The sequence below is a fragment of the Stenotrophomonas sp. AB1(2024) genome, from assembly GCF_037482345.1.
In the GTDB taxonomy this organism is placed as follows: domain Bacteria; phylum Pseudomonadota; class Gammaproteobacteria; order Xanthomonadales; family Xanthomonadaceae; genus Stenotrophomonas.
Window position 1 is genome coordinate 628982 of record NZ_JBBHKO020000001.1, and the last position, 24746, is coordinate 653727.

Here is a 24746-nt window from a genome sequence, read left to right on the forward strand (position 1 = left end):
CCAGAGTTCAATATCACTTTTTTTTAACGTTTTTCCAGGAGCCCCTGCCGTGGCCGACGCCCCTCTCACCGTTGTTGACGATGGTGCCATCCGTTGGATCACTGTCAACCGCCCCGACAAGCTCAATGCCCTCAACCGGGACACCCTGGAGGCCCTGGATTCGGCCTTTCTTGCTGCGGCACAGCAGGACAGCGTGCGCGTGGTTGTGCTTACCGGCGCTGGCCCCAAGGCCTTCGTGGCCGGGGCCGACATTGCCGAAATGAACGGACTGACCCCGGTTCAGGGACGTGACTTCTCGCTGCTGGGTCAAGCTGTGATGCGCCGCATCGAACGCCTGTCCAAACCGGTGATCGCCCGGGTCAACGGATTTGCGCTGGGCGGCGGGCTGGAACTGGCCATGGCCTGCCACCTGCGGGTGGCCGCCGACACCGCCAGGGTCGGGCAGCCGGAGATCAACCTGGGGCTGATTCCCGGCTTCGGCGGCAGCCAACGCCTGCTGCGCCTGTGCGGCCGCGCCGCCACGCTGGAGCTGTTGCTGCTCGGTGCGCCCGTCACTGCCACACGTGCGCTGCAGCTGGGCATCATCAACGAGGTGGTCGCCCCCGAGGTACTCGATGCCCGCGTCGGCGAACTGGCCGCCCAGCTCGCCCGTTCCGCGCCACTCGCCCTGCGCGGCATTCTCGATGCGGTGCACGTCGGCGGCGAATGCACGCTTGCCGATGGGCTGGAATACGAAAGCGCGCAGTTCGGCCTGATGTTCGCCACCGAGGACATGCGCGAAGGGACCGCGGCGTTCCTTGCGCGACGTCCGCCGGTGTTCCAGAACCGCTGAGCGATGATGCACGACGCCACAACCCTGCCCGCCCGGTTGATGCTGCTGGTGCTGGATGACGACCTCGACGCCGCGTTGGCGGCGGGGCTGATGGACTACACCGCTGCACCCGGCGATGAGGCGGTGCTGCCCGGTCATCCCGAGCTGCCGGCGCGCCTGCTCCACGCACAGCAGCAGCTGCAGCGCGCATGGGCGGCACGTGAACGTTACCGCCAGCGCGCGCAGCGTCTGGCGCGGCGGGCCGCAGAACGCGACGCCCGCCGCGCACCGGCGGCCCCCACTCCCGATCTGAAGCCGGCCCTGCCGCCTGCGGCCGCCGCGATTCTTGCGCGCGCCAAGGCCAAGGCCGCTGGAAAGCCATCCTGATGCCCACCGTTGCAAAGGCCGCACCGCGCAGCGCGCGCATGCCCAAGGCCGACATCATCGAAATGTTCACGCGCCTGCGCGAGCTCAATCCGCACCCGAAGACCGAACTGGACTACAGCACGCCGTTCGAGCTGCTGGTGGCGGTGGCGCTGTCGGCGCAGGCCACCGACGTCGGCGTCAACAAAGTCACGCGCAAGCTGTTCCCGGTGGCCAACACGCCGCAGGCGATCCTGGCGCTGGGCGAAGACGGGCTGAAGAAGTACATCGCCACCATCGGGCTGTTCAATGCCAAGGCGAAGAACGTGATCGCCGCGTGCCGGTTGCTGATCGAACAGCATGGCGGTGAGGTGCCGCGCGACCGCGCCGCGCTCGAGGCCCTGCCCGGGGTCGGCCGCAAGACCGCCAACGTGGTGCTCAACACCGCCTTCGGCGAGCCGGTGATGGCGGTGGACACGCACATCTTCCGGGTTGCCAACCGCACCGGGTTGGCGCCCGGCAAGGACGTCCGCGCGGTCGAGGACCTGCTGGTCAAGGTGATTCCGGCGGAGTTCCTGCTGGATGCGCACCACTGGCTGATCCTGCATGGCCGGTACGTGTGCAAGGCGCGCAAGCCGGACTGCCCGCAGTGCGTGATCCGCGACCTGTGCCGCTTCAAGCAGAAAACCGCCGCCTGAGCGGCGGCGGCGACTGCCATCTGGGCGCAACCGGGCAGTCATCTGTTTCAGGCAGTTTTGGCAACCCCAGCAGCCACCTGACTCGGGCTTGGGGACGCTTTGTCCGAAACTGTCATATTTACGCAATCTTCACTTATTAGCCTGCGCAGCATCTTCCCACCTGCCTGCAAGGCTCCTTTCCATGAAACTGCATCGCCAACTCCTCACTGCGGCCGTGGCTGCTGCGCTGTTCGTGCCGGCCGCTCACGCTGAAGTGGCCATCGACGTGATCGGCGGCTCGGAGATCACCTTCGAAGGCCTGGTCCAGGCCGACGGCAACTGGTTCGACAACGATGTGACCGACCTCAACGGTGGCGATGCCGCCAACGGCAAGAACAGCGAGTTCGAGCTGCGTCGCGCCGAGCTGGTGCTCAAGGGCAAGGGCCCGGGCAACGTGGAATGGGTGGTCGGCTACGACGCCAAGGCCGACAAGTTCCTGGACACCAACGTCAAGTACAAGCTGGCCGGCAACGCCAACCACTTCGTGCAGCTGGGCCAGTTCAAGCAGCCCAACAGCCTGGAAGAGCTGTCCAGCACCAAGAACAACGACTTCATCTCCAAGGCGGCGGTCACCAACACCTACGCGGTGGCCCGTCGCCTCGGTGGCGCCTACAGCTTCGGCGACAGCAACTGGTCGGTCACCGCCAGTGCCTTCGGTCGTGAGCTGACCCGCAACCTGGCCCACGGCAGCGGCTACGGCGCGCGTGGCACCTGGGCGCCGATCAACGACAAGGGCCAGGTCCTGCACTTCGGCCTGAGCTATGTCGACTACGACACCGACGCCGACACCCTGCGCCTGCGCGCACGTCCGAATGCCGACCTGGCCACCGCGCGTCTGGTCGACAGCGGCAACCTGGTCGACACCGACCGCATCACCACGATCGGTGCCGAAGCGATGTACATCGGCGGCCCGTTCAAGGCCCAGGGTGAGTACTACACCAGCAAGGCCAAGCGTTACTCGCACGACAACTACACCAGCGACGGCTTCTACGTCAGCGGCCTGTGGAACATCACCGGCGAGACCTGGGGTTACAAGAGCGGCGTGCCGACCACCGGCCTGCCGGACGAACCGGGCCGCGGCATGTGGCAGCTGGGCGCGCGTTACGACTCGATGAACCTGGACGATGGCAACCTGAGCGCCAACCCGGTTGCCGGTCGCCCGCCGATCGTGGACGGCGTGCTGGGCGGCAAGATGGATATCTGGACCGTGGGCGTGAACTACTACTGGCGTTCCAACACCAAGCTGGCGCTGAACTACGTGATGGTGGACAGCAAGAAGTACAGCTCGGCCTCGCGTACGTTCGTCAATGACGACCCGAACATCCTGGAAGCGCGTCTGCAGTTCTTCTGGTAAGTCCGCGGTAGATGTGTGGTTGAAAGGGCGTAGCTTGGGCTGCGCCCTTTCTTCGTTCTGGGGTCATGCGTTACCGAGGGGGCGCGCCAACGGCGCGGGGCCAAGGTGGAATGCGCGGACGGACTTGTGACTCCACGGGCAACGCCCGCGGGGTCACAGTTCCGTCACATGACAGTCGCCGACCTGTCATCGAACCGTTATGCAATAGGCACCGGGCGGGAAACCCCGCACCACCATCCATCCCAGGAGCCACCCCGTGATCCACGCCTTCAAGTCGCGCGCCGCTGTTGCCGTTCTCGCCGCGTCCTCCGTGTTCGCCGCCAATGCCGCCGATGTGACCGGCGCAGGCGCATCGTTCATCTACCCGGTCATGTCCAAGTGGTCGGCAGACTACAGCACCGCGACCGGCAAGAAGGTCAACTACCAGTCCATCGGTTCCGGTGGTGGTATCGCCCAGATCAAGGCCGCCACCGTGGACTTCGGCTCCTCCGATGCCCCGTTGAAGCCCGAAGAGCTGGCTGCGGCCGGCCTGGCCCAGTTCCCGTCGGTGATTGGCGGCGTGGTACCGGTGATCAACGTGGCCGGCGTCGCCCCGGGCGCGCTGAAGCTGGATGGCGTGACCCTGGCCAACATCTTCCTGGGCAAGGTCAAGACCTGGAACGACCCGGCCATCGCCGCACTGAACCCGGGCGTGAAGCTGCCCGACGGCAAGATCACCGTCGTGCACCGCTCCGACGGTTCGGGCACCACCTTCAACTTCGTCAATTACCTGTCCAAGGTCAACCCGGAGTGGAAGTCCAAGGTCGGTGAAGGTACCTCGGTGCAGTGGCCGGTCGGCATCGGTGGCAAGGGCAATGAAGGCGTTGCCGCCTACGTGAAGCAGATCAAGGGCGGCATCGGCTATGTCGAACTGTCCTACGCGCTGCAGAACAAGATGTCCTACGCCGCGATGAAGAACGCCTCGGGCAAGGTCGTGCAGCCGAGCGATGAGTCCTTCGCTGCCGCCGCGGCCAGCGCCGACTGGGCCAACGCCAAGGACTTCTACCTGGTCATGACCAACGCCCCCGGCGCCGATGCATGGCCGATCACCGCCACCAACTTCATCCTGGTCCGCAAGCAGCCCAAGAACGTCAACAGCGCCAAGGCCACCCAGGACTTCTTCCGCTGGATCTACAAGAGCGGCGATGCCCAGGCCAAGCAGCTGGACTACGTGCCGCTGCCGGACGCGCTGGTCAAGCAGATCGAGACCTACTGGTCGCAGAACCTGAAGTACTGATCGACCGCCCACGAGGCAACGGTGTCGCCAGGTCCTCTCTCCCCCTGGCGGCACCACCGGCGCGGATCGAAAGGTCCGCGCTTTTTTTTGTAGGAGCTTGGCGGCGCGGACTTCGATCAGATCTGCCGCGAGCGTTGAGGGCCCCGCCGCGACCGGCAGGCCCCTGTGCAAATGTCCCCCGGCGTCGGCCTGCGGCCGCCCCCTCCTCCGTTACTTTGCCAGGGACCTACCGGCCGCGACGGGGCTCGGCTTGCGGTTCGCGATGGAAAAGCGGAAGTCAGGGGTGACGCCGGTGGATCGAGTGCCGGGCCGCCATACCCTTGTAGGCGAAGTAAAGGAGGAGGGGGCGGCCGCAGGCCGACGCCGGGGGACATTCGCCGGAAAGGGTGTGGCGGCCCGGCGCTCGATCCACCGGCAGCCGCTGTAGCTCCGCCGCCAAGCCTTGCACTGCCGGGCTTTTGCGTGCCTTCGGTCACGGCGTCATCAAGCTGTAACAAAAACATCATTTCATAGCAGCGTCAGCCGGCGAGTCCGGCCCCTATCCCGCTACGGAGTGACGCATGAAACTGCATACGGCCGGCTTCGCCGCCCTTTCCCTGGCCATCGCGCTGGGCCTGTCCGCCTGCAAGCCGGCCGCCGAAGGCCAGGCCACCGCACCGGCGGCCGACGCTCCCGCCGCAGCCCCGGCCGCCGGCGACAAGCTGACTGCCGAAATCTCCGGCGCCGGCGCATCCTTCATCTTCCCGCTGGTGTCCAAGTGGTCGGCCGATTACAACGCCGCCACCGGCGCCAAGATCAACTACCAGTCGATCGGCTCGGGGGGCGGTATCGCCCAGATCAAGGCCGGCACCGTCGATTTCGGTTCCTCCGACAAGCCGCTGTCCACCGAAGAGCTGGCCCAGGCCGGCCTCGGCCAGTTCCCGTCCGCCATCGGCGGCGTGGTGCCGGTGGTGAACATTGAAGGCCTGGAAGCGGGCAAGCTGCGCCTGAGCGGCCCGCTGCTGGCCGACATCTTCCTGGGCAAGGTCAAGACCTGGAACGACCCGGCCATCGTGGCCGCCAACCCGGGCGTGAAGCTGCCCGACGGCAAGATCACCCTGGTGCACCGCTCGGACGGCTCTGGCACCACCTTCAACTTCTCCAACTACCTGTCCAAGGTCAGCCCGGACTGGAAGAGCAAGGTCGGCGAAGGCACCTCGGTGCAGTGGCCGGACGGCGTGGGCGGCAAGGGCAATGAAGGCGTGGCCTCGTACGTGAAGCAGATCAAGGGTTCGATCGGCTACGTCGAGCTGGCCTACGCGCTGCAGAACGGCATGCCGTACGCCTCGATGCAGAACGCCGCCGGCAACTGGGTGCAGCCGACCGCTGAAACCTTCGCCGCCGCCGCAGCCAGCGCCGACTGGGCCAGCGCCAAGGACTTCAACCTGGTGATCACCAATGCCCCGGGCGACCAGGCGTGGCCGATCACCGCCACCAATTTCATGCTGATGCACAAGCAGCCCAAGGATGCCAAGCGCAGCAAGGACACCCTGGCGTTCTTCAAGTGGGCCTTCGAGAACGGCCAGGCCCAGGCCAACGAACTGCACTACGTGCCGCTGCCGGCGGAACTGGTGACGCAGATCGAAGGTTACTGGGCGTCCGAATTCAAGTGATGCAACCGGGCCCGCGTTCCACGCGGGCCCGTCCGGTCGTAGCGCCGGGCCCTGTCCGGCACAACCCCACCCTTTTCTTGGGCCCCAGCCTTTCCCATGAATGCCATCGCCCAGCCTGTACCCGCACCGTCCACGCGCGACCTGCGTGATGCCCGCAACGACAAACTGTTCCGATGGGTGCTGATCGCCACCGTGCTTCTGGTGCTGGTCGCCTTGGCCTGCGCCGCGCTCTCGATGCTGTGGGGCGGCCGCCATGCCCTGCAGGAGCAGGGCCTGAGCTTCTTCTACTCCTCCGACTGGAATCCGGTGGAGAACAAGTTCGGCGCGCTGGCGCCGATCTACGGCACCCTGGTCACCGCCCTGATCGCGATGGTCATCGCGGTGCCGGTGAGCTTCGGCATCGCCTTCTTCCTTACCGAAGTGGCCCCGCGCTGGATGCGCGGTCCGGTCGGTACGGCCATCGAACTGCTGGCCGGCATTCCCTCGATCATCTACGGCATGTGGGGCCTGTTCGTGCTGGTGCCGGTAATGACCGAGTACATCACGCCCACCCTCAATGAAACGCTGGGCGAATGGCCGATCATCGGCCCGCTGTTCCAGGGCCCACCGCTGGGCATCGGCGTGCTGACCGCCGGCTTCGTGCTGGCGATCATGGTCATTCCGTTCATCTCCTCGGTGATGCGCGAGGTGTTCCTGACCGTGCCCACCCGCCTGAAGGAATCGGCCTACGCGCTGGGTTCCACCAAATGGGAAGTGAGTTGGGACATCGTGCTGCCCTACACCCGCTCGGCAGTGATCGGGGGTATCTTCCTCGGCCTGGGCCGTGCGCTGGGTGAAACCATGGCGGTGGCTTTCGTGATCGGCAACAGCGTGCGCCTGTCCCCGTCGTTGCTGGAGCCGGGTACCACCATCGCCGCGCTGATCGCCAACGACTTCGGCGAGGCCACTGAAACCTACCGCTCGGCGCTGCTGCTGCTCGGCTTCGTGCTGTTCATCGTGACCTTCGTGGTGCTGGCCATCGCCCGCCTGATGCTGATGCGCCTGTCCCGCAAGGAGGGCAACTGATGTCCACGCTCGCCAACACCGCCGCGCAGCCGCTATACCTGCGCCGCCGCATCATCAACATCGTCGCGCTGCTGCTGTCGTGCCTGACCGCGCTGTTCGGGCTGTTCTTCCTGGGCTGGATCCTGTTCACCCTGGCCTCCAAGGGCCTGGCCGGGATCAACCTGGACCTGTTCACCAAGATGACACCCCCGCCCATGCAGGAAGGCGGCCTGGCCAATGCCTTCTTCGGCAGCGCGGTGATGTGCGCGCTGGCCATCGCCATCGGTACGCCGCTTGGCGTGCTGGCCGGCACCTGGCTGGCCGAGTACGGCAATGCACGCAAGGCCGGCACGGTGGTGCGCTTCGTCAACGACATCCTGCTGTCGGCGCCGTCGATCGTGCTGGGCCTGTTCGTCTACACCCTGTACGTGATGCAGACCGGCGGGCAGTTCTCGGCCTTTGCAGGCGCACTGTCACTGGCCTTCATCGTGCTGCCGGTGGTGGTGCGTACCACCGATGAAATGCTGCGGCTGGTGCCGTCGCAGATGCGCGAAGCGGCGCTGTCCCTGGGCATCCCGCAATGGAAGGTGACCGTGCAGGTGCTGTACCGCAGCGCCGCAGCGGGCATCGTCACCGGCATCCTGCTTGCCCTGGCGCGCATCTCCGGCGAAACCGCGCCGCTGCTGTTCACCGCCTTCGGCAACCAGTACTGGAACAGCAACGTGTTCCAGCCGATGGCCAGCGTGCCGGTGGTGATGAACCAGTTCGCCGGCAGCCCCTATGAATCCTGGCAGACGCTGGCCTGGGCAGGCGCCCTGGTGCTGACCCTGTTCGTGCTGCTGGTAAGCCTTTCGGCGCGCGGCATCCTGCTGCGCAACCGTATCTCCCATGACTGACCTTTCCGCGGACACCGCCATGAATGACCTCACCAATGCCGTGCCGATGCAGCGCATCGCGGTGCCGGCCTCGCATGAATCCCTGGGCAACCCGGCGCCGATCAAGCTGGCTGCGCGTGGAGTCGACTTCTACTACAACAAGTTCCACGCGTTGAAAGGCATCGAGCTGGAGATTCCGGAAAAGCGCGTCACCGCGCTGATCGGCCCCTCCGGCTGCGGCAAGTCCACCCTGTTGCGCACCTTCAACCGCATCTATGCGCTGTACCCGGGCCTGGAAGCGCGCGGCGAGGTGCTGCTGGACGGTGAAAACATCCTGTCGCCCAAGTATCCGTTGAACCGCCTGCGCAGCAAGGTCGGCATGGTGTTCCAGAAGCCGGTGCCGTTCCCGATGACCATCTTCGAGAACGTGGCCTACGGCATCCGCCACCACGAAAAGCTGTCCAAGGCCGAGATGAATGTCCGCGTGGAACACGCGCTGCGCCAGGCCGCGCTGTGGGACGAAGTCAAGGACAAGCTGGGCCAGAGCGCGCTTGGCCTGTCTGGCGGCCAGCAGCAGCGCCTGTGCATCGCCCGCGCCGTGGCGCTGCGCCCGGACGTGCTGCTGCTGGATGAGCCGACCTCGGCGCTGGACCCGATCTCCACCAGCCGCATCGAACAGCTGGTGGAGGAGCTCAAGCACGACTACACCATCGTGATCGTGACCCACAACATGCAGCAGGCCGCGCGCGTGTCCGACTACACCGCCTTCATGTACCTGGGCGACCTGATCGAGCACGACCGTACCGAGGTGATCTTCTCGCAGCCGAACAGGCAGCAGACCGAGGATTACATTACCGGGCGGTTTGGGTAAGTCGTTCTCTCTTCGTCTTCGCCAGACGTTCCAGCCAGGCAGGGCCTGGCTCTACCGCAGACCATCCAGCCGGGCAGTGTCCGGTTTTACGGGAATCAACATGAACATTCCGAACGACCACATCGTCAAGAGCTACGACGAAGAACAGCAGCGGCTGGTGGCCGAAATCGTGCGCATGGGCGAAATGTCCGTGGCCCAGCTGGAGGCGGCGCTGGACGTGATCGAGCGCCGCGACGACAGCGCCGCCCAGCGCATCATCGCCAACGATGAAGCCATCGACAGCCTGGAACAGCAGATCAGCCATGACGTCATGCGCCTGGCGCTGCGCGGCCCGATGGCGCGCGACCTGCGCGAGATCCTGGCCGGCCTGCGTATTCCGGCCGACATCGAACGCATCGGCGACTATGCGGCCAACGTGGCCAAACGCTCGATCGCGCTGAGCAAAGTGCCGCCGCTGCCGCAGATCCAGGGCCTGCGCTCGCTGGGCCGGTTGGCCGCGCAGCAGGTGCGCCGTGCGATCGAAGCCTACCGCGACAACGACGCCGCCGCCGCACTGGCGCTGCGCGAGGACGATGCCCGCCTGGACGCGCAGTACACCGCGCTGTTCCGCGAGCTGCTCACCTACATGATGGAAGACCCGCGCAACATCACCCCGTGCACCCACCTGCTGTTCATGGCCAAGAACCTGGAACGGGTCGGCGACCACGCCACCAACATCGCCGAGAACGTGTGGTTCCTGGTGCACGGTGAGCAGGCGCTGCCGCCGCGCGAGAAGCGCGACGAGACCAGCACCGAACAACTGTAGGCACGCGCCAGCGCGTGTTACACGCCGTTACAGGCCGATACTGCGTATCGGCCTTTTTTAATTGCCTATTCAGCCAAAAAATCCCACTCTGGACCTGCGTTCCACCCCACCGCTCCAGAGGGCCAACACCATGAAACGTCTCCTCGCCGCCACGCTGTCCCTGACCCTGCTCGCCGCGACCGGTTCAGCCTTCGCCGCCCCGCCCCAGCATGACGACCGCGACAACCGCGACCGCCATGACCAGCGCGATGACCGCAACCATGGCCCGTCGCGCGGGCACGAGCGCCACGATCCGCCGCGTCGTGGTGGCCACCTGGCCAAGGACCACCGTGGCGCCTACGTGAGCGACTACAAGCGCCACGGCCTGCATGCGCCCAAGCGTGGCCAGCAGTGGCGCAAGGTCGACGACCGCTATGTGCTCATCGCGGTGGCCACCGGCCTGATCGCGGACGTGGTGCTCAACGCTCGTTGATCCATTCGCGACAGGCATTACCCTGCGACGCGCCGGGACCTCCCGGCGCGTCTGCGTTTCGGGGCAGTCTTCGCGCCGTCACCGATTGTCGTGAACGTCCCATCGTGTCGTGGACGAACTGTTGGCACTGAATCGCTCCTGTCTCAAACCGTCGCCCCGCGCATCCTTCGCGCTCCGGCCGCGCTCTTATCCTGTGCCACGTTGAACAGGATCGGCCCACCGCATGTACCGCCTTTGCCCGCACGAACTTGCCGCCGCCCACCGCGGCGACCGCGCCGCACTGGACCGCGTCCTGTGCCACTCGCGCCAGCACCTGCGACGCTATGCCGAGTACCACTGCGTCATCAACGACGTTGAGGATGCGGTGCAGGAAAGCCTGATCACGGTATCGCGGCGGCTGTGCGACCTGCGCCTGGTGGAGTGCTTTACCTCATGGGCATTCCGCATCGTCAAACGCGAGTGCAACCGGCTCAAGCGTGCGCGCTGCCAGTGGCGGCACGAAGAACTGCGCGAGGACATCCTGCCCCCCGCCCAGCGCGATGACCTGGACCTGCGCCGCGACTGCGCCGCCGCGCTGGAGTCGCTGCCGGCGCACTACCGCGAAGTGATCCTGCTGCGCGACCTGGAAGGGCTGTCGATCGCCGAACTGGCCGAACAGCTCGCCACCACCCCCGAAACCATCAAGGCCCGGCTGCACCGCGCCCGCGTCATGGCGCGCGAATACCTGGCCTGATGTTCCCCGCGTGCCGGCAATCCGGCATGCTTCCCTGGCAACACCCTGCCCCTGCAAGGGCATTACAAGGAGCTTTCCGCATGACACTGTCCACCAAACACGCCTCCCTGCTGGCCTGCGCCGCGCTCGCCGGTGGCCTCGGCCTGGCCGGTACCGCCTCGGCACTGTCGATGACCGACCTGGCCCAGGGCTATGCGCTGGCCGCCCAGGCCACCCCCAAGGCCGATGCCAAGGCCGCCGAGGGCAAATGCGGTGAAGGAAAATGCGGCGCCGACAAGGCCAAGCCGCACGCCGCCGACAAGAAGGCCGCCGAAGGCAAGTGTGGCGAAGGCAAATGCGGCGCCGACAAGACCAAGGCCAAGCCCGCGCCTGCCGCAAAGAAGACCGCCGAGGGCAAGTGCGGTGAAGGCAAGTGCGGTGCCGGGCACTGACCCGCGTGCCAGCGTGAGCCCTGCCGTCCTGCCGTCGCTGCCTGCAGCGGCGGTGGGGCTGGGCCTGCGCCGCGCGCTGCTCGACGATATTGAACAGGCACCGCCGGGCGACATCGATTTCCTCGAATGTGCGCCCGAGAACTGGATCGGGCTGGGCGGCGCGCTGGGCGAGCGCCTGCGCGGGCTCAGCGCGCGCTATCCCTTGACCTGCCATGGGCTGTCACTGTCGCTGGGTGGCAGTGCACCGTTGGACCTGGCCTTCATCGACCGGGTCGGGCGCTTCCTGGACACCCACCATGTCCGGCTGTACAGCGAACACCTGAGCTACTGCAGCGACGACGGCCACCTCTACGACCTGCTGCCGTTGCCGTTCACCGACGAAGCAATCCGCCACACCGCCGCTCGCATCGCACAGGTGCAGGACCGGCTGGGCCGGCGCATCGCGGTGGAGAACGTGTCCACCTACCTCACCCCGCATGCGGCGATGAGCGAGCTGGCGTTCACCACGGCCGTGCTGCAGGAAGCCGACTGCGACCTGCTGCTGGACGTCAACAACGTCCATGTCAATGCCATCAACCACCGCTACGATCCGGTCGCCTTCATCGACGGGCTGCCGGCCGAGCGCATCGTCTGCCTGCATGTCGCCGGGCACTACGATGAAGCCGATGACCTCAAGATCGACACGCATGGCAGCCCGGTGGTCGAACCGGTGTGGGCGCTGCTGGAACACGCGTGCGCCACGTCCGGCCCGCGCCCGGCGCTGCTCGAACGCGATTTCAACCTGCCCCCGTATGCCGAACTGCAGGCGGAGCTGCAGCAGATGCGGCGTATCCTGCGCAGCCACGACCACGCCCGCGGAGCGGGCGCATGAGCGGGGTGCTGCGCGAGCAGCAGTTCGCCCTGACCCGCCACCTGCGTGATCCGCAGCATGCGCCCGCGCCGGAGAATCTGCCGCCGCAGCGACTGCAGGTCTACCGCGACCTGCTGTTCAACAACCTGCAGGCGCTGCTGGGCAGCAGCTTCCCGGTGCTGCTGCAGGTGCTGGACGACGCGGAATGGGATGCGCTGTGCCGGCGTTATTTCATCGAACACCGCTGCGCCTCGCCGTTGTTCACCGAGGTCGCGGCCGAGTTCGTGGACTGGCTGCAGCCGCAGGATGCGCTGCCGCGTCCATTCCTGGCTGAGCTGGCGCACTACGAATGGGTGGAACTGGCGTTGCAGTCGCACGATGCGCAGCCGCCTGCGGCCTGTGCCGGAGACGTGGACCTTTGGCACGCGCCCCTGCAGCGTTCGGCACTGGCCTGGCCGCTGGCCTACCAGTGGCCGGTACAGCAGATCGGTGCCGCATTCCAACCCGTTTCCGCACCGCCCGAACCGACCTTCCTGCTCGCGCGTCGGGAAGCCGAAGGCCACATCGTGTTCTCGCAGCTCAGCCCGTTGGCCTGGCATCTGCTGGTGCAGATGGACGCTCCCGGGCTACGCAGCGGCGCCGCACACCTTGAGCAGCTGGCCAGCGCCCATGGGCTGGACCCGGCCGCCGTGGAACAGCCAGGACGCGCCCTGCTGGCCCAGTGGGTGGCCACGTCCGTGATCGGGCCGGCGATGCTCCCGACCGGTGGCTGAACCGCGCGACCGGCGCGCGCATCCTGCAGGGCGCGCCGGCCCTCTTCAAGGGACTTCCACTTCCAGGCCGTCCCGATGCATCTCCCCCGCTTCCTTGGTTCCACCGTCCGCCACCGCCTCGATGGCCTGGGCGCCTGGCTCGCACCGCTCAGGCTGCGCATCCTGATGGCCTGGGAGTACCTCGAATCCGGTCTGGAAAAGTGGCGGGGGATGAACTGGTTTGACAGCCTGCAGGCGCATTTCCCGGTACCGCTGCGCTGGCTGCCGGCCGAATTCAACTGGCAGGCTGCAACGTGGATCGAGCTGGTCGGCGGAATCTGCCTGCTGCTCGGCCTCGCCACCCGGGCCACCGCCGCGCTGCTGATCGGGCTGACCGTGGTGGCGACCGCCGCAGTACATTGGCCAGCGCAGTGGGATTCGCTCGCGGCGCTGGCCCAGGGCTATGTGATCAGCGACCAGGGCCAGGGCAACTTCAAGCTGCCTGTGCTGTTCATCGCCATGTTGCTGCCGTTGCTGCTGCAGGGCGCCGGGCGGCTGAGCGTGGATGGCTGGCTGGCCCGGGCACCGCGCGGGCATGCCGATGCGCCGGCTTGGGGTCTGTTTGCTCTGGCAGCCGCCTGGCCGCTGGGCTGGCTGCTGCCGGGACCGGCGCTGGTGTTGGCGCTGCTGGGTGCCGCCTTGCTGGGCGTGGCGGTCTGGCGGCGGCGCCACGGGACGGTCAGGTCGCTCTGCTAAACTTCGGGCATGACTCAAGACCTTCCCCAGGCCACCGGCGCGCCGGTGGCCGCCGAAGACGTGCCCTCTGCCGCCCAGCGCATGATGGCGACCCGCTTCCGGGGCTTCCTGCCGGTGGTGGTGGATGTGGAAACCGGCGGTTTCGACAGCCAGCGCCACGCGCTGCTGGAAATCGCCGCAGTGCCGATCGAAATGGACGACAACGGCCTGCTCTATCCGGGGCAGACCGCCAGCGCCCACGTCGTGCCGGCCGAAGGGCTGGAGATCGACCCGAAGTCGCTGGAGATCACCGGCATCATCCTGGACCACCCGTTCCGCCTGGCCAAGGCGGAAAAGGATGCGCTGGACCACATCTTCGCGCCGGTGCGTGCGGCGGTGAAGAAATACGGCTGCCAGCGCGCGATCCTGGTGGGCCACAACGCGCACTTCGACCTGGGCTTCATCAATGCCGCGGTGAACCGGGTCGGGCACAAACGCAACCCGTTCCACCCCTTCAGCGTGTTCGACACGGTGACCATGGCCGGTATCGCCTACGGGCAGACCGTGCTGGCGCGTGCGGCCACGGCCGCCGGGCTGGGGTGGGATGCCGAGGAAGCGCACAGCGCGGTGTATGACACCGAACAGACCGCGAAGCTGTTCTGCAGGATTGCCAATGCGTGGCCGCGGCCCTGATCAACCGATCGCGGTGCGGTCGCGGCCTTCGCTCTTGGCGCGGTACAGCGCGCGGTCGGCGCGCTGGTAGAGCAGCATCGGGGTTCGGTCGGCCGCGTCCAGTTCGACCAGGCCAGCGCTGAAGGTGACCTGCAGGCCCGGCACGCCGGCCCAGTCCGGATGGTCATGGAACAACCCGCGCAGGCGCGCGCAGACCTGCGCCGCTTCGGCCAGGCCGGTATCGTTGAGCAGCAGGGTGAATTCTTCGCCGCCGGTGCGCGCAGGCATGTCCGAATCGCGGCAGGCCGAGGCGATCAGCCGCGCCACTTCGGTCAGCACGACATCGCCCACGCTGTGGCTGTGCTTGTCGTTGACTTCCTTGAAATGGTCGATATCCAGCACCACCAGGCACAGCGGGTGGCCGCTGCGCTGCGAACGGGCAAAATCGCGCGCCAGCGCTTCGTCGAACGCGCGGCGGTTGGGCAGCCCGGTCAGCGCATCTTCGCGGGCCTGCCGTTCGAACTGCTCGGCCTGCACCGCCAGGCGTTCGGCCAGCTGGGTTTTCTCTTCGTTCAAGGCCTGCAGGCTGGCGGTCTGCGCCTTGAGGTCGCGGGTGGCTTCGTCGACCTTGCGCGCCAGGCGCAGGTTGCTGGCCTTGTAGCGTTTGATCAGGTAGCGGTACAACGCCACCAGCCCGGCCAGCAGCAGCAGACCACAGATGAACTGCACGCTGCGCCGCTGCCACAGCAACGGCTCGACGGTGAACGACCACACCGCCTCGCTGTCGCCCCAGGTGCCGCCCGGATGGGCGGCGGATACGTGCAGGGTGTAGTCGCCCGGCGGCAAGCCGATGAACTCCACGCTGCGCTGCTGGCCGCGCTCGATCCAGGCCCTGTCCAGCCCTTCCAGCCGGGTGCGGTAGCGGATGCGCTCGGACATCAGGTAACTCAGGCCCACGTAGCTGATGCTGAGCCGGCGCCCGCCCGGCAGCGTGTGGGGGTTGGCGCCCTGCCAGTGCAGCGGCACGCCATCGACCAGCACCGTTTCGATCGCCGCCGGCGGTGCCAGGCGCTCACGGAAGCGCTGCAGGCGCAGCGGATCGACCGTGCTCAGGCCGCCGGCGGTGACCACCCAGAACGTGCCGTCCTGGCGCAGGATCGCGGAAGGACCAGAGCTGCCGTTGGCCTGTGAATTGGCCATGCCGTCGATTTCGTTGTAGTGCTCGACTTCGACGCGCCGCGCACGCCCGTCGGCCACGTCGTTGAGCATCGTCATGTCAGTGCGCAGCACGCCGCGGTTGCTGCTGATCCAGACGTTGCCGATGCGGTCGGGGACCAGCTGGAACACGGTATCGACCGGCATGCCCTGTTCCAGGCCGACCCGTGACAGCATCCCGTCCTGGTAGCGGTACAGGCCGCGGTCGCTGCTGATCCACATCGCATCGCCGATCTGCTGGAAGCCGAACACGCTGCGCCCGCCGCCGAGCGGCGCGAGATCGATGCTCTGCACGTGGTCGCCGCGCAGCACGCGGATGCCTTCGATGGTGCCTATCCACAGGTCACCTTCGACGTCGTGCGCCAGGGCAGTGACCAGGCCGGTCGGCATGCCCGGCACGGCCGGCACCGTCACGCCATCGGCATCCAACCGGGCCACCCCCTTCTGGGTACCGGCCCACACCGTGCCATCGCGGTCGACGCTCATCGCGCGGATGTTGCCGCCTGGCAGGCCATCTTCAACGCCGTAGCTGCGCAGCATGCCGCCCTGCCCGTCCAGGCGCAGGATGCCGTCACCAAACGTGCCCACCCACAACCCGCCGGCATGATCCTGGGCCAGGCTCAACACCGATGGCGTCTTGCCGCCACTGTTGCGCAGCGGCACCGGGTGGAACACGCCCTGTGCATCGCGCCGGTCCAGGCCGCTGGCACTGCCAACCCACAGCTGACGGTCACGGTCTTCCAGCACGGTGCGCACGTAATCGCCGCTGAGCCCGTCACGCTCGGTGAAACTGCTGAACAGCGTTTCGCGCAGGCGGTACAGGCCGCCGTTGGCACCCACCCAGATGCTGCCTTCAGCGTCCTCGCGCAGGCTGACCACCCGCCCACCGGGCAACGACAGCCCGGCCGGCAGGCGCTCCGGCCCGTGCCGCGACAGCCGCAGCAGGCCCTGGTTCTCGGTACCCAGCCACAGGTCGCCGTGGCGGTCCTGCAGCATCGAGGTGATGTGCATGCCCGGTGCCAGGCGGTGCTGCAACTGCGGCACGCCATCCTGCATGCGGTAGATGCGCTCGCCGGCCACAATCCACAGCACGCCGTCGGGCGCGCGGTACGGCCACACCAGCCCGTGGCCGAGCCCGTAGCTCTCCAGCGCGCGGCGCAGCACGCCATCGCTGCCGCGCACCACCAGGCCATCCAGCGTACCGACCCAGACCCGGTCCTGTGCGTCCACCACCAGCTTGGTGAAGCTCATCGCCATCGGCACGTCGGCCGGTGGCTTTTCATACTCGAAATGACCCTCGCGGGTCACGCTGCCGATGCCGTTGCCTTCGTACAACAGCCAGAGCCGGCCGTGGCTGTCCAACTGCATGGCCTGGATCAGTACCTGCGGCGCCGGCGGCTGGTGCGCGAACACCTGCCAGCGGCCATCGGCGCTGCGCCGGGTCACGTTGCCGCGCGAATCGCTGATCCACAGGCCGCCATCGCGGTCGACGAACAGCGCGCCGACACCGTTGTCGCGCAGACCGAGCCGGGTGCTGCGGTCGAACACGGTGAAATCCAGGCCGTTGTAGCGCACCAGGCCTTCCCAGGTGGCGAACCACAGGTGGCCTTCCGGGGTCTGCGCGATGTCGCGCAGCGAGTTGTGCGGCAGGCCGTTGCGCGAGGTCCAGACATCGATGGCGTAGTCGCGCAGCGGCGGCGGACCCTCCTGCGCGGCCACTGCGTGCGGCCACCCGAACAGCAGGCACAGCAACACCAGCGCCAGATACAGGCGCTGCAGAGTCACTGCTGCTTGTACCGGCCGCCACCGGTTCCCGGCGCCTCCTTGCCTCATCCGTAAGGATCCTCCGGGGAGCTGGAATGGCACGGCGCGGACAACGCTGCGCCGGGGTGGAAGCCAGCCAGATCGGACGCACTCATGCGGCGAATACGGGCGTGGGGTTGCCCATAGTAGGCAAAACCGCGCCCGTTTTCCTCCTGCACGCTCAGCCGGCGCGGGGGGCCGGTGGGCGCGGCGGCGCCGGCCAGTGCACGATGGCTTCCAGCCCGCCCTGCGGATGGTTGCGCAGGTGCAGGGTAGCCCCGTCCTTCTCGGCAAGCGCGCGGGCGATGGTCAGTCCCAGCCCCGCGCCACCGGTGGCGCGCGAGCGTGAGGTTTCCAGGCGCACGAAGGGGTCGAACACCGTCTCCAGCTCGTCTTCGGCCAGGCCCGGGCCGCTGTCGCGCACCCGCACCACCACCCCATCGGTACCCTGCTCGACCCGGACCTGGGCAGTGCCGCCGTAGCCGAGCGCGTTGTCTACCAGGTTCGAGAACAGCCGGTGCATCGCCAGCGGGCGCAGCATCAGCACCGCGCCACTGGCCTGGTCGAAGCTGGCATCGGCGCCGGCCTCCACCGCATCTTCAACGATGCTTTCCAGCAGCGAATCCAGGTCCAGCGCAGCGCGCGGCTCGGCGCTCTCGGCGCTGCGTGCGAGTTCCAGGCCCTCGCGGATCAGCGCCTGCATCGCGCCCAGGTCGCCGATCAGGCGCTCGCGCAGGGCTTCGTCGCTTACGTTCTCCAGGCGCAGGCGCAGTCGGGTCACCGGGGTCTGCAGGTCATGGGTGATCGCCGCCAACATCTGCGTGCGTTCGCCCAGGGTGCGCTGCAGGCGCTTCTGCATGGCGTTGAAAGCCTCGGCGGCGCGGCGTACTTCCAGCGGTCCGGTCACCGGCAGCGGGGCCCGCTGCAGGTCATCGCCCAGTTCGGCCGCCGCCGACGCCAACCGCTGCAGCGGCGCGCTGGCCATGCGCGCCACCACGTAGGCCAGCACGCCGATGGCCAGCACCAACAGGGTCAGGAACAGCGGGTCGACCGCCAGGATGCCGTTGTGGGCAATGGCCGGCGATTCCAGTGCCAGCGACAGCACCGTGCCATCGCTGAGCGGCACCTGCACAGCGCGGCACTTGGGCGGAATGAACGCCGGATCGCGTTCGTGCGGGGGCCGGCGCCGCTGTTGCGGCGGAGGGGGCGGCGGCAGCAGTTCCTGGGCCTTGGGCAGGCACGAGCGGAACGAAGTGAAATGCACGGTGGCGTGCGCGACCGGCCCCGGGCGGTCATCAAGCACGTCCATCATGGCCGAGTCCTCGCGGCCCAACCGCGCCCCTTCGGGCAGGCTGCGCACCGCCGGCCCACCGACGGTCAGCAGCCGATCGCGCAGCTCGGGGTCGCCGTCGAGCATGTTGATGAAGCCCTGCAGGCGATCGGCGATGCGGTTGAGGTTCTGCCGCTCGAACTCCTGCTGGCGTTTGGCACTGGCCAGCATGGTGGCGCCAATGGCGGCCACGCTCATGCCCAGCAGCAGGATCACGAACAACCGCCCGACCATCGAGGCGAAGAAGCGGCGCAGGCGCATCATTCCAGCGTGACCGCCGTGGCCAGCACATAGCCTTCATTGCGCACGGTCTTGATCAGGCCGTCGCTGCCGCCGTCATCGGCCAGCTTGTTGCGCAGCCGGCTGACCTGCAGGTCGATCGCACGATCCTGGGATTCGTAGCTGCGGCCGCTGCTCAGCGATACCAGCTGCTCGCGCGAGAGCACCTTGTTGGCATGCCCGACGAACACGCGCAGCAGCCGGAACTCGGCACCGGACAGCACCACCACGCGCCCGTCCGGGTCGACCAGGTGGCGATGTTCCAGGTCGAAGACCCACTGCGAGAAGCGTGCGCGGCGGATTGCCAGCGGTTCCAGGTTGGCCGGCAGTGCTTCGGTCCGGCGCAGCACGTTGCGGATGCGCGCGAGCAGCTCGCGCGGTTCGAACGGCTTGCCCAGGTAATCATCGGCGCCCATTTCCAGGCCCAGCACGCGGTCGATCGGTTCGCTGCGGGCGGTGAGCATGATCACCGGCGTGCTGGAGCGCGCGCGCAGGTCGCGACACAACGTCAAGCCATCTTCGCGCGGCAGGTTGAGGTCGAGCACGATCAGGTCCACGTGCTCGCGCTCCAGCACCTGGCGCATGCCCTGGCCATCGCTGGCGGTGCTGACCTGGTAGCCGGCGCGGCCGAGCTGTTCGGCCAGCAGCTGGCGGATATCGTTGTCGTCATCGACGATCAGCAGGCGTTGCATCGTAGTGGTGTTCTCCATGCGGCGATGATCCCCTGTCGGGAGCTGAACCGCATCCTCTGGTTTGCGTACGCATGTTTCAAGGCATGCACACGATACAGAAGGACACGTCGGACCGGGGCGTGGTTACGTCGTGTTACATGCCGTGCGTTGAGCCCTCCAGAGGCGCTCTTCACAATGCTGACAACGCCGGACCCCGGCCTGTCGAGTTGACGATCATCGTGAAGTCCCGCCTGCCTACCACCCGTCGCGGCCGCGTGCTGCTGTTGATCGCCCTGGCCGTACTGGTCGGCGGCATTGTCGCATGGACCCTGCGCAAGCCAAGCGCCCCTACCCTGGCCACCAGCCCGGTGATGCGCGGCGACCTGGAACAGACCGTGGAAGCCACCGGCGTGATCGATGCCTACAAGCTGGTCAGCGTCGGCGCGCAGGCCTCGGGCCAGATCAAGTCGCTGAAAGTGCAGCTGGGCGACACCGTCAAGCAGGGCGACCTGATCGCCGAGATCGATGCCACCACCCAGCGTAATGCCGTGCTCAACGCGCAGGCGTCGCTGGACCAGGTTACCGCCCAGCGCGCGGTGCAGCAGGCCACCCTGCGCCAGGCCGAACTGGAATTCGCGCGCCAGCAGGAAATGCTGGCCGCCGAGGCGACCTCGCGCGCCGAGTTCGACACCGCCGAGGCCGCGCTCAAGACCGCCCGTGCGCAGGTCAAGGCCTACGACGCGCAGATCCAGGGCCGCCAGACCGAGCTGGGCACGGCCAATGCCAACCTGGCCTACACCCGCATCACCGCGCCGATGGACGGCACCGTGGTCGCCGTGGTGGCCGAGGAAGGCCGCACCGTCAATGCCAACCAGACCGCACCGACCATCGTGATGCTGGCGCGACTGGACCTGGTCACGGTGAATGCCGAAGTGTCCGAAGCGGACGTGGTCAAGGTCAAGGCCGGCATGCCGGTGTACTTCACCACGTTGGGCGACCCGGACCGCAAGTACCACGCCACGCTGCGCCAGATCAACCCGGCACCGTCGTCGATCGCCAGCGACAGTTCCAGCAGCTCCAGCTCGTCCAGCTCCAGTTCGGCGGTGTACTACAACGCGCTGTTCGACGTGGAAAACCCGGATGGCACGCTGCGCATCGACATGACCGCGCAGGTGTCGGTCATGCTCAAGCAGGCCAAGGGCGTGCTGATCATTCCGTCGGTGGCGCTGGGTCCGAAGGCACGCGACGGCCAGTACATCGTGCGCGTGGCCGATGCCGGTGGCATGCCGCAGCCGCGCAGGGTCAAGATCGGGATCAACACCGGCTCCAGCGCCGAAGTACTGTCCGGGCTGAAGGAAGGCGAAAAGGTGGTGGTCGGCGAAGGCAGCGCCACCCCCGCCGCCAGCAGCGGTGGCAACCGCGGCGGTGCGCAGATGCGCATGGGCGGCCCGGGCATGGGGCCGCGTCGATGAAGACCGCGCCCACGGGCACGCCGCTACTGCGGCTGCGCGACCTGCGCCGCGAGTTCCCGGCCGGCGATGAGACCATCGCGGTGCTGCGCGACGTCAACCTGGACATCGCCGCCGGCGAAATGGTGGCCATCGTCGGCCAGTCCGGCTCGGGCAAGTCGACGCTGATGAACATCCTCGGCTGCCTGGACCGCCCCACCCGCGGCAGCTACCAGGTGGCCGGCCGCGAGACCGGCAGCATGCTGCCCGACGAGCTGGCCGAACTGCGCCGTGAGCACTTCGGTTTCATCTTCCAGCGCTACCACCTGCTCGGCGACCTGGACGCGCGCGGCAACGTGGAAGTGCCGTCGGTGTATGCCGGCAGCCCGGCGCCGGTGCGCAGCGCGCGTGCCGGACAGCTGCTGCAGCGGCTGGGCCTGGGCGACCGCATGCGGCACAAGCCGGGCCAGCTGTCCGGCGGCCAGCAGCAGCGCGTGTCGATCGCGCGGGCGCTGATGAACGGCGGCGAGGTAATCCTGGCCGACGAGCCTACCGGCGCGCTGGACACGAAATCCGGTGAAGAGGTGATGGGCATCCTCGGCGAGCTGCATGCCGAAGGCCACACCATCATCATCGTCACCCACGACATGTCGGTGGCCGAGCACGCACAGCGCATCATCGAGATCCGCGACGGCGAGATCATCGCCGACCGCGTCAACACCAAGGCACCGAGTTACCGCGCACAGCGCACGCCGACCGTGGCCGCCACCAAGGGCCACAGCTGGCGCGCCGCGCGCGACCGCTTCACCGAAGCGTTCCGGATGGCGCTGTTGGCGATGAACGCGCACCGCCTGCGCACCTTCCTGACCATGCTGGGCATCATCATCGGCATCGCCTCGGTGGTGTCGGTGGTGGCGATGGGCAATGGTTCGCAGCAGCAGATCCTGCAGAACATCAGCGCGCTGGGCACCAACACCATCGATGTCTACCCCGGGCGTGGCTTCGGCGACATGCGCTCGGCGCGGGTGCAGACGCTCAAGGCCAGCGATGCCGACGCGCTGTCGCGGCAGAGCTACATCGACAGCGTCACCCCCAGCGTGTCCTCCTCGGCCACCGCGCGCTACCGCAACCAGTCGGCCACCGCGCAGGTCAGCGGCGTGGGCGAGCAGTTCTTCCGGGTCAAGGGCGTGACCCTGAGCGCCGGCAGCTTCTTCGATGCCGATGCGGTGAAGGGGCTGGCACAGGTGGCGGTGATCGATGAGAACACCCGCACCCAGTTCTTCCCCAATGGCGCCGACCCGGTCGGCCAGGTGATCCTGCTCGGCAACGTGCCGGTCCGCGTGATCGGCGTGGCCCAGCGCCAGAGCATGGGCTTTGGCAGCAGCACCAGCCTGTCGATCTGGGTGCCCTACACCACCGTGATGTCGCGCATGCTGGGCCAGAGCTACGTGTCCAGTATCACCGTGCGGGTGGACGACGCCACCCCGATGGATGCGGCGCAGGCCGCCATTTCCAAGCTGCTGATCATGCGCCACGGCACCGAGGACTTCTTCCTCAGCAACAGCGCCGAGATTCGCGACACCATCGAGCAGACCACCCGCACGATGACCCTGCTGATCAGCGCCATTGCCGCCATCGCGCTGCTGGTGGGCGGCATCGGGGTGATGAACATCATGCTGGTGTCGGTCACCGAGCGCACCCGCGAGATCGGCGTGCGCATGGCGGTGGGCGCGCGGCAGAGCGACATCCGCCAGCAGTTCCTGATCGAAGCGGTACTGGTGTGCCTGCTCGGCGGCCTGCTCGGCGTGGGCCTGTCGCTGGTGGTGGGCTGGGTGTTCGATACCTTCGCCCCTGATTTCAAGATGCTGTTCTCCACTGCCTCGATCGTGGCCGCGTTCGCGTGCTCCAGTCTGATCGGCGTGGCGTTCGGCTTCCTTCCGGCACGCAATGCGGCCCAACTCGATCCCGTGGAGGCGCTGGCGCGCGAATGAAGAGTCCAACCCTGTTCCCGTTTGTTCCTGCCGTGCGCCCGTTGGCGCTGGCCTGCACCACCGTGCTGCTGCTGTCGGCCTGCGTCAGCGACGGCCAGTACAAGGTGGACCCGCCCAGCGTACCGGCCGTGTATGGTCGCGGCGACGCGCAGCGCAACACCCCCACCGAAGCCTCCAACGCGCCATCGACGCTGCGCACCGACGTGCGCGACGACGCCTGGTGGACCGGCTTCGGCGACCCGCGCCTGGACCGCGTTATCGCACGCGCCCTGCAGGCCAACACCGACCTGGCCTCGGCCGGGCTGGCGGTACAGCGCGCGCGCCTGCAGGCCGGGCTGAGCGACAACGCGCTGTGGCCGCAGCCATCGGGCAGTGTCGGCAGCAGCGGAAATCGTCCCATCGACCAGGGCGCCGACTGGAACCGCAGCAGTTCCGCAGGGATCTCCCTGCAGTGGGAAATCGACCTGTGGGGACGCCTGCGTGCCCAGCGCGACATCGCGCAGTGGGAAGCCCAGGCCAGCGAGGAAGACCTGCAGAACACCGCATTGCTGGTGATCGGCGACGTAGCCACGCAGTACTGGACGCTGGCCTACCTCAACCAGTCGATCAGTGCCGGCGAAGCCAACCTGGCGCGCCTGCAGCGCACCCGGGAACTGGTGCAGGCCCGCTTCAACGCCGGCGCGGTGTCGCGGCTGGAAGTGCGCCAGGCCACCCAGTCGCTGGAAGCGCAGCGCGCCGCGCAGAGCGTGCTGGAACAGCAGCGCGTGGCCAGCCGCAATGCGCTTGCCGTGCTGCTCGATGGCCAGCCGTGGCCGCAGGCCGATGAACCGCAAGTGCTGGATATCGCCGCCACGCCGGTCATTGCCGAAGGCCTGCCGGCCGACCTGCTGGGCCGCCGCCCGGACCTGCGTGCAGCCGAACTGCGCCTGCGCAACAGCCTGAAGAACATCAAGGTCACCGCGACCAGCTACTACCCGGCGTTGAGCCTGACCGGTGGCGTCAGCAGTGGCGCGACCACGCTGTCGGATGTGCTGAAGAACCCGGTGGCGTCACTGGGTGCGGGGCTGTCGCTGCCGTTCCTCAACATCCGCCAGGCGCAGCTGGATACGCAGATCGCGGGTACCGATTACCAGATCGCGGCGAACACGTTCCGGCGCACGCTGTACACGGCGCTGTCGGAGGTGGACAACGCGCTGTCGGCGCGCAGCCAGTTCGCCACCCAGGTAGCAGCGTCGCAGGCGTCATATGACGAAGCCGTGGAAATCGAGCGCATGTACGAAGTGCGCTACAAGGTCGGCGCCACCGACCTGCGTACGTGGCTGGAAGCACAGCAGACCCGCCGCGACGCCGAGCTCTCGCTGGCGTCGGTGAAGCAGAAGCAGCTGGTCAACGACGTGACGTTGTTCAAGGCGTTGGGGGGCAGCGCCAACGCGCCGTAGGCGCGTTGGGGGGCAGCGCCAACGCGCCGTAGGCGCGTTGGGGGGCAGCGCCAACGCGCCGTAGGCGCGTTGGCGCGGGTAGCGCCGGCCGTTGGCCGGCCCTCATGAACGTTGGTCGGCACCGCGCAGGCCGGCCA

General features: G+C 67.5%; 23 protein-coding genes. 20 read left to right on the forward strand and 3 right to left on the reverse strand.

Annotated features, from left to right (window positions below; all coding sequences use genetic code 11):
* Nucleotides 1-49 precede the first annotated feature (49 nt).
* From WIX41_RS03045 to rnt, 17 genes are all read left to right on the forward strand, one after another.
* Entirely contained in the window at nt 50-832 is a 783-nt protein-coding gene (locus WIX41_RS03045; RefSeq protein WP_339445699.1) for an enoyl-CoA hydratase/isomerase family protein, read from the forward strand.
* Nucleotides 833-835: 3 nt separating this feature from the next.
* A complete protein-coding gene (locus tag WIX41_RS03050) occupies nt 836-1198 on the forward strand; it encodes a hypothetical protein (RefSeq protein WP_409187306.1) in 363 nt (120 codons plus the stop codon).
* A complete protein-coding gene (gene nth, locus WIX41_RS03055) occupies nt 1198-1872 on the forward strand; it encodes an endonuclease III (RefSeq protein WP_409187307.1) in 675 nt (224 codons plus the stop codon). Before WIX41_RS03050 ends, nth begins: the two co-directional genes overlap by 1 nt.
* Before the next feature lie 181 nt (nt 1873-2053).
* Nucleotides 2054-3265, forward strand: a complete 1212-nt coding sequence (locus WIX41_RS03060) for an OprO/OprP family phosphate-selective porin (protein WP_339445701.1) — start codon at nt 2054-2056, stop codon at nt 3263-3265.
* 256 nt (nt 3266-3521) lie between these two features.
* Nucleotides 3522-4541, forward strand: coding sequence for a phosphate ABC transporter substrate-binding protein PstS (pstS, locus tag WIX41_RS03065; protein WP_409187308.1), 1020 nt, complete (start codon nt 3522-3524; stop codon nt 4539-4541).
* A 560-nt stretch (nt 4542-5101) separates the two neighbouring features.
* Nucleotides 5102-6193, forward strand: a complete 1092-nt coding sequence (gene pstS, locus WIX41_RS03070) for a phosphate ABC transporter substrate-binding protein PstS (RefSeq protein WP_339445702.1) — start codon at nt 5102-5104, stop codon at nt 6191-6193.
* Nucleotides 6194-6289: 96 nt separating this feature from the next.
* Nucleotides 6290-7258 (forward strand): phosphate ABC transporter permease subunit PstC, encoded by a 969-nt coding sequence (pstC, locus tag WIX41_RS03075; RefSeq protein WP_339445703.1) that lies wholly within the window; start codon nt 6290-6292, stop codon nt 7256-7258.
* Complete coding sequence (pstA, locus tag WIX41_RS03080; protein ID WP_339445704.1) at nt 7258-8133, forward strand: phosphate ABC transporter permease PstA; 876 nt, start codon at nt 7258-7260, stop codon at nt 8131-8133. Before pstC ends, pstA begins: the two co-directional genes overlap by 1 nt.
* 19 nt (nt 8134-8152) lie before the next feature.
* Nucleotides 8153-8983 carry a phosphate ABC transporter ATP-binding protein PstB gene (gene pstB / locus WIX41_RS03085; protein WP_339449400.1) on the forward strand — a complete coding sequence of 277 codons (831 nt, stop codon included), beginning with the start codon at nt 8153-8155 and terminating at the stop codon, nt 8981-8983.
* A gap of 100 nt (nt 8984-9083) precedes the next feature.
* Nucleotides 9084-9788: a phosphate signaling complex protein PhoU gene (gene phoU, locus WIX41_RS03090; protein WP_214901149.1), complete on the forward strand. Its 705-nt coding sequence runs from the start codon at nt 9084-9086 to the stop codon at nt 9786-9788.
* A 130-nt stretch (nt 9789-9918) separates the two neighbouring features.
* Nucleotides 9919-10260, forward strand: coding sequence for an RcnB family protein (locus WIX41_RS03095; RefSeq protein WP_339445705.1), 342 nt, complete (start codon nt 9919-9921; stop codon nt 10258-10260).
* Nucleotides 10261-10483: 223 nt separating this feature from the next.
* Nucleotides 10484-10993, forward strand: a complete 510-nt coding sequence (locus WIX41_RS03100) for an RNA polymerase sigma factor (RefSeq protein WP_339445706.1) — start codon at nt 10484-10486, stop codon at nt 10991-10993.
* A gap of 80 nt (nt 10994-11073) precedes the next feature.
* Nucleotides 11074-11424 (forward strand): HvfA family oxazolone/thioamide-modified RiPP metallophore, encoded by a 351-nt coding sequence (locus WIX41_RS03105; RefSeq protein WP_339445707.1) that lies wholly within the window; start codon nt 11074-11076, stop codon nt 11422-11424.
* Nucleotides 11411-12295 (forward strand): HvfB family MNIO-type RiPP peptide maturase, encoded by an 885-nt coding sequence (locus WIX41_RS03110; RefSeq protein WP_409187309.1) that lies wholly within the window; start codon nt 11411-11413, stop codon nt 12293-12295. Before WIX41_RS03105 ends, WIX41_RS03110 begins: the two co-directional genes overlap by 14 nt.
* Nucleotides 12292-13047, forward strand: a complete 756-nt coding sequence (locus WIX41_RS03115) for an HvfC family RiPP maturation protein (RefSeq protein ID WP_339445709.1) — start codon at nt 12292-12294, stop codon at nt 13045-13047. Before WIX41_RS03110 ends, WIX41_RS03115 begins: the two co-directional genes overlap by 4 nt.
* Nucleotides 13048-13122: 75 nt before the next feature.
* Nucleotides 13123-13782: an HvfX family Cu-binding RiPP maturation protein gene (locus WIX41_RS03120; RefSeq protein ID WP_339445710.1), complete on the forward strand. Its 660-nt coding sequence runs from the start codon at nt 13123-13125 to the stop codon at nt 13780-13782.
* A gap of 84 nt (nt 13783-13866) precedes the next feature.
* Nucleotides 13867-14454: a ribonuclease T gene (gene rnt / locus WIX41_RS03125; RefSeq protein ID WP_392917562.1), complete on the forward strand. Its 588-nt coding sequence runs from the start codon at nt 13867-13869 to the stop codon at nt 14452-14454.
* Here rnt and WIX41_RS03130 read toward each other — a convergent pair whose 3' ends face one another.
* The 3 genes from WIX41_RS03130 to WIX41_RS03140 form a co-directional block, all read right to left on the reverse strand.
* The gene (locus WIX41_RS03130; protein WP_409187310.1) at nt 14455-17481 is read right to left on the reverse strand and encodes a two-component regulator propeller domain-containing protein; all 3027 of its coding nucleotides are present in this window, start codon (nt 17479-17481) and stop codon (nt 14455-14457) included. It abuts the gene before it with no gap.
* 151 nt (nt 17482-17632) lie between these two features.
* Nucleotides 17633-19045, reverse strand: a complete 1413-nt coding sequence (locus WIX41_RS03135) for an ATP-binding protein (protein WP_339445713.1) — start codon at nt 19043-19045, stop codon at nt 17633-17635.
* Nucleotides 19042-19752 carry a response regulator gene (locus WIX41_RS03140; RefSeq protein ID WP_409187439.1) on the reverse strand — a complete coding sequence of 237 codons (711 nt, stop codon included), beginning with the start codon at nt 19750-19752 and terminating at the stop codon, nt 19042-19044. Before WIX41_RS03140 ends, WIX41_RS03135 begins: the two co-directional genes overlap by 4 nt.
* A 218-nt stretch (nt 19753-19970) precedes the next feature.
* Here WIX41_RS03140 and WIX41_RS03145 point away from each other — a divergent pair, with 218 nt between their 5' ends.
* The 3 genes from WIX41_RS03145 to WIX41_RS03155 are packed head-to-tail and all read left to right on the forward strand — an operon-like array spanning nt 19971 to nt 24609.
* Nucleotides 19971-21203, forward strand: a complete 1233-nt coding sequence (locus WIX41_RS03145) for an efflux RND transporter periplasmic adaptor subunit (protein WP_339445715.1) — start codon at nt 19971-19973, stop codon at nt 21201-21203.
* Nucleotides 21200-23170 (forward strand): MacB family efflux pump subunit, encoded by a 1971-nt coding sequence (locus tag WIX41_RS03150; RefSeq protein ID WP_339445716.1) that lies wholly within the window; start codon nt 21200-21202, stop codon nt 23168-23170. The genes WIX41_RS03145 and WIX41_RS03150 overlap by 4 nt, the downstream gene beginning before the upstream one ends.
* Nucleotides 23167-24609, forward strand: coding sequence for a TolC family protein (locus WIX41_RS03155; protein ID WP_339445717.1), 1443 nt, complete (start codon nt 23167-23169; stop codon nt 24607-24609). Before WIX41_RS03150 ends, WIX41_RS03155 begins: the two co-directional genes overlap by 4 nt.
* Nucleotides 24610-24746: the final 137 nt, after the last annotated feature.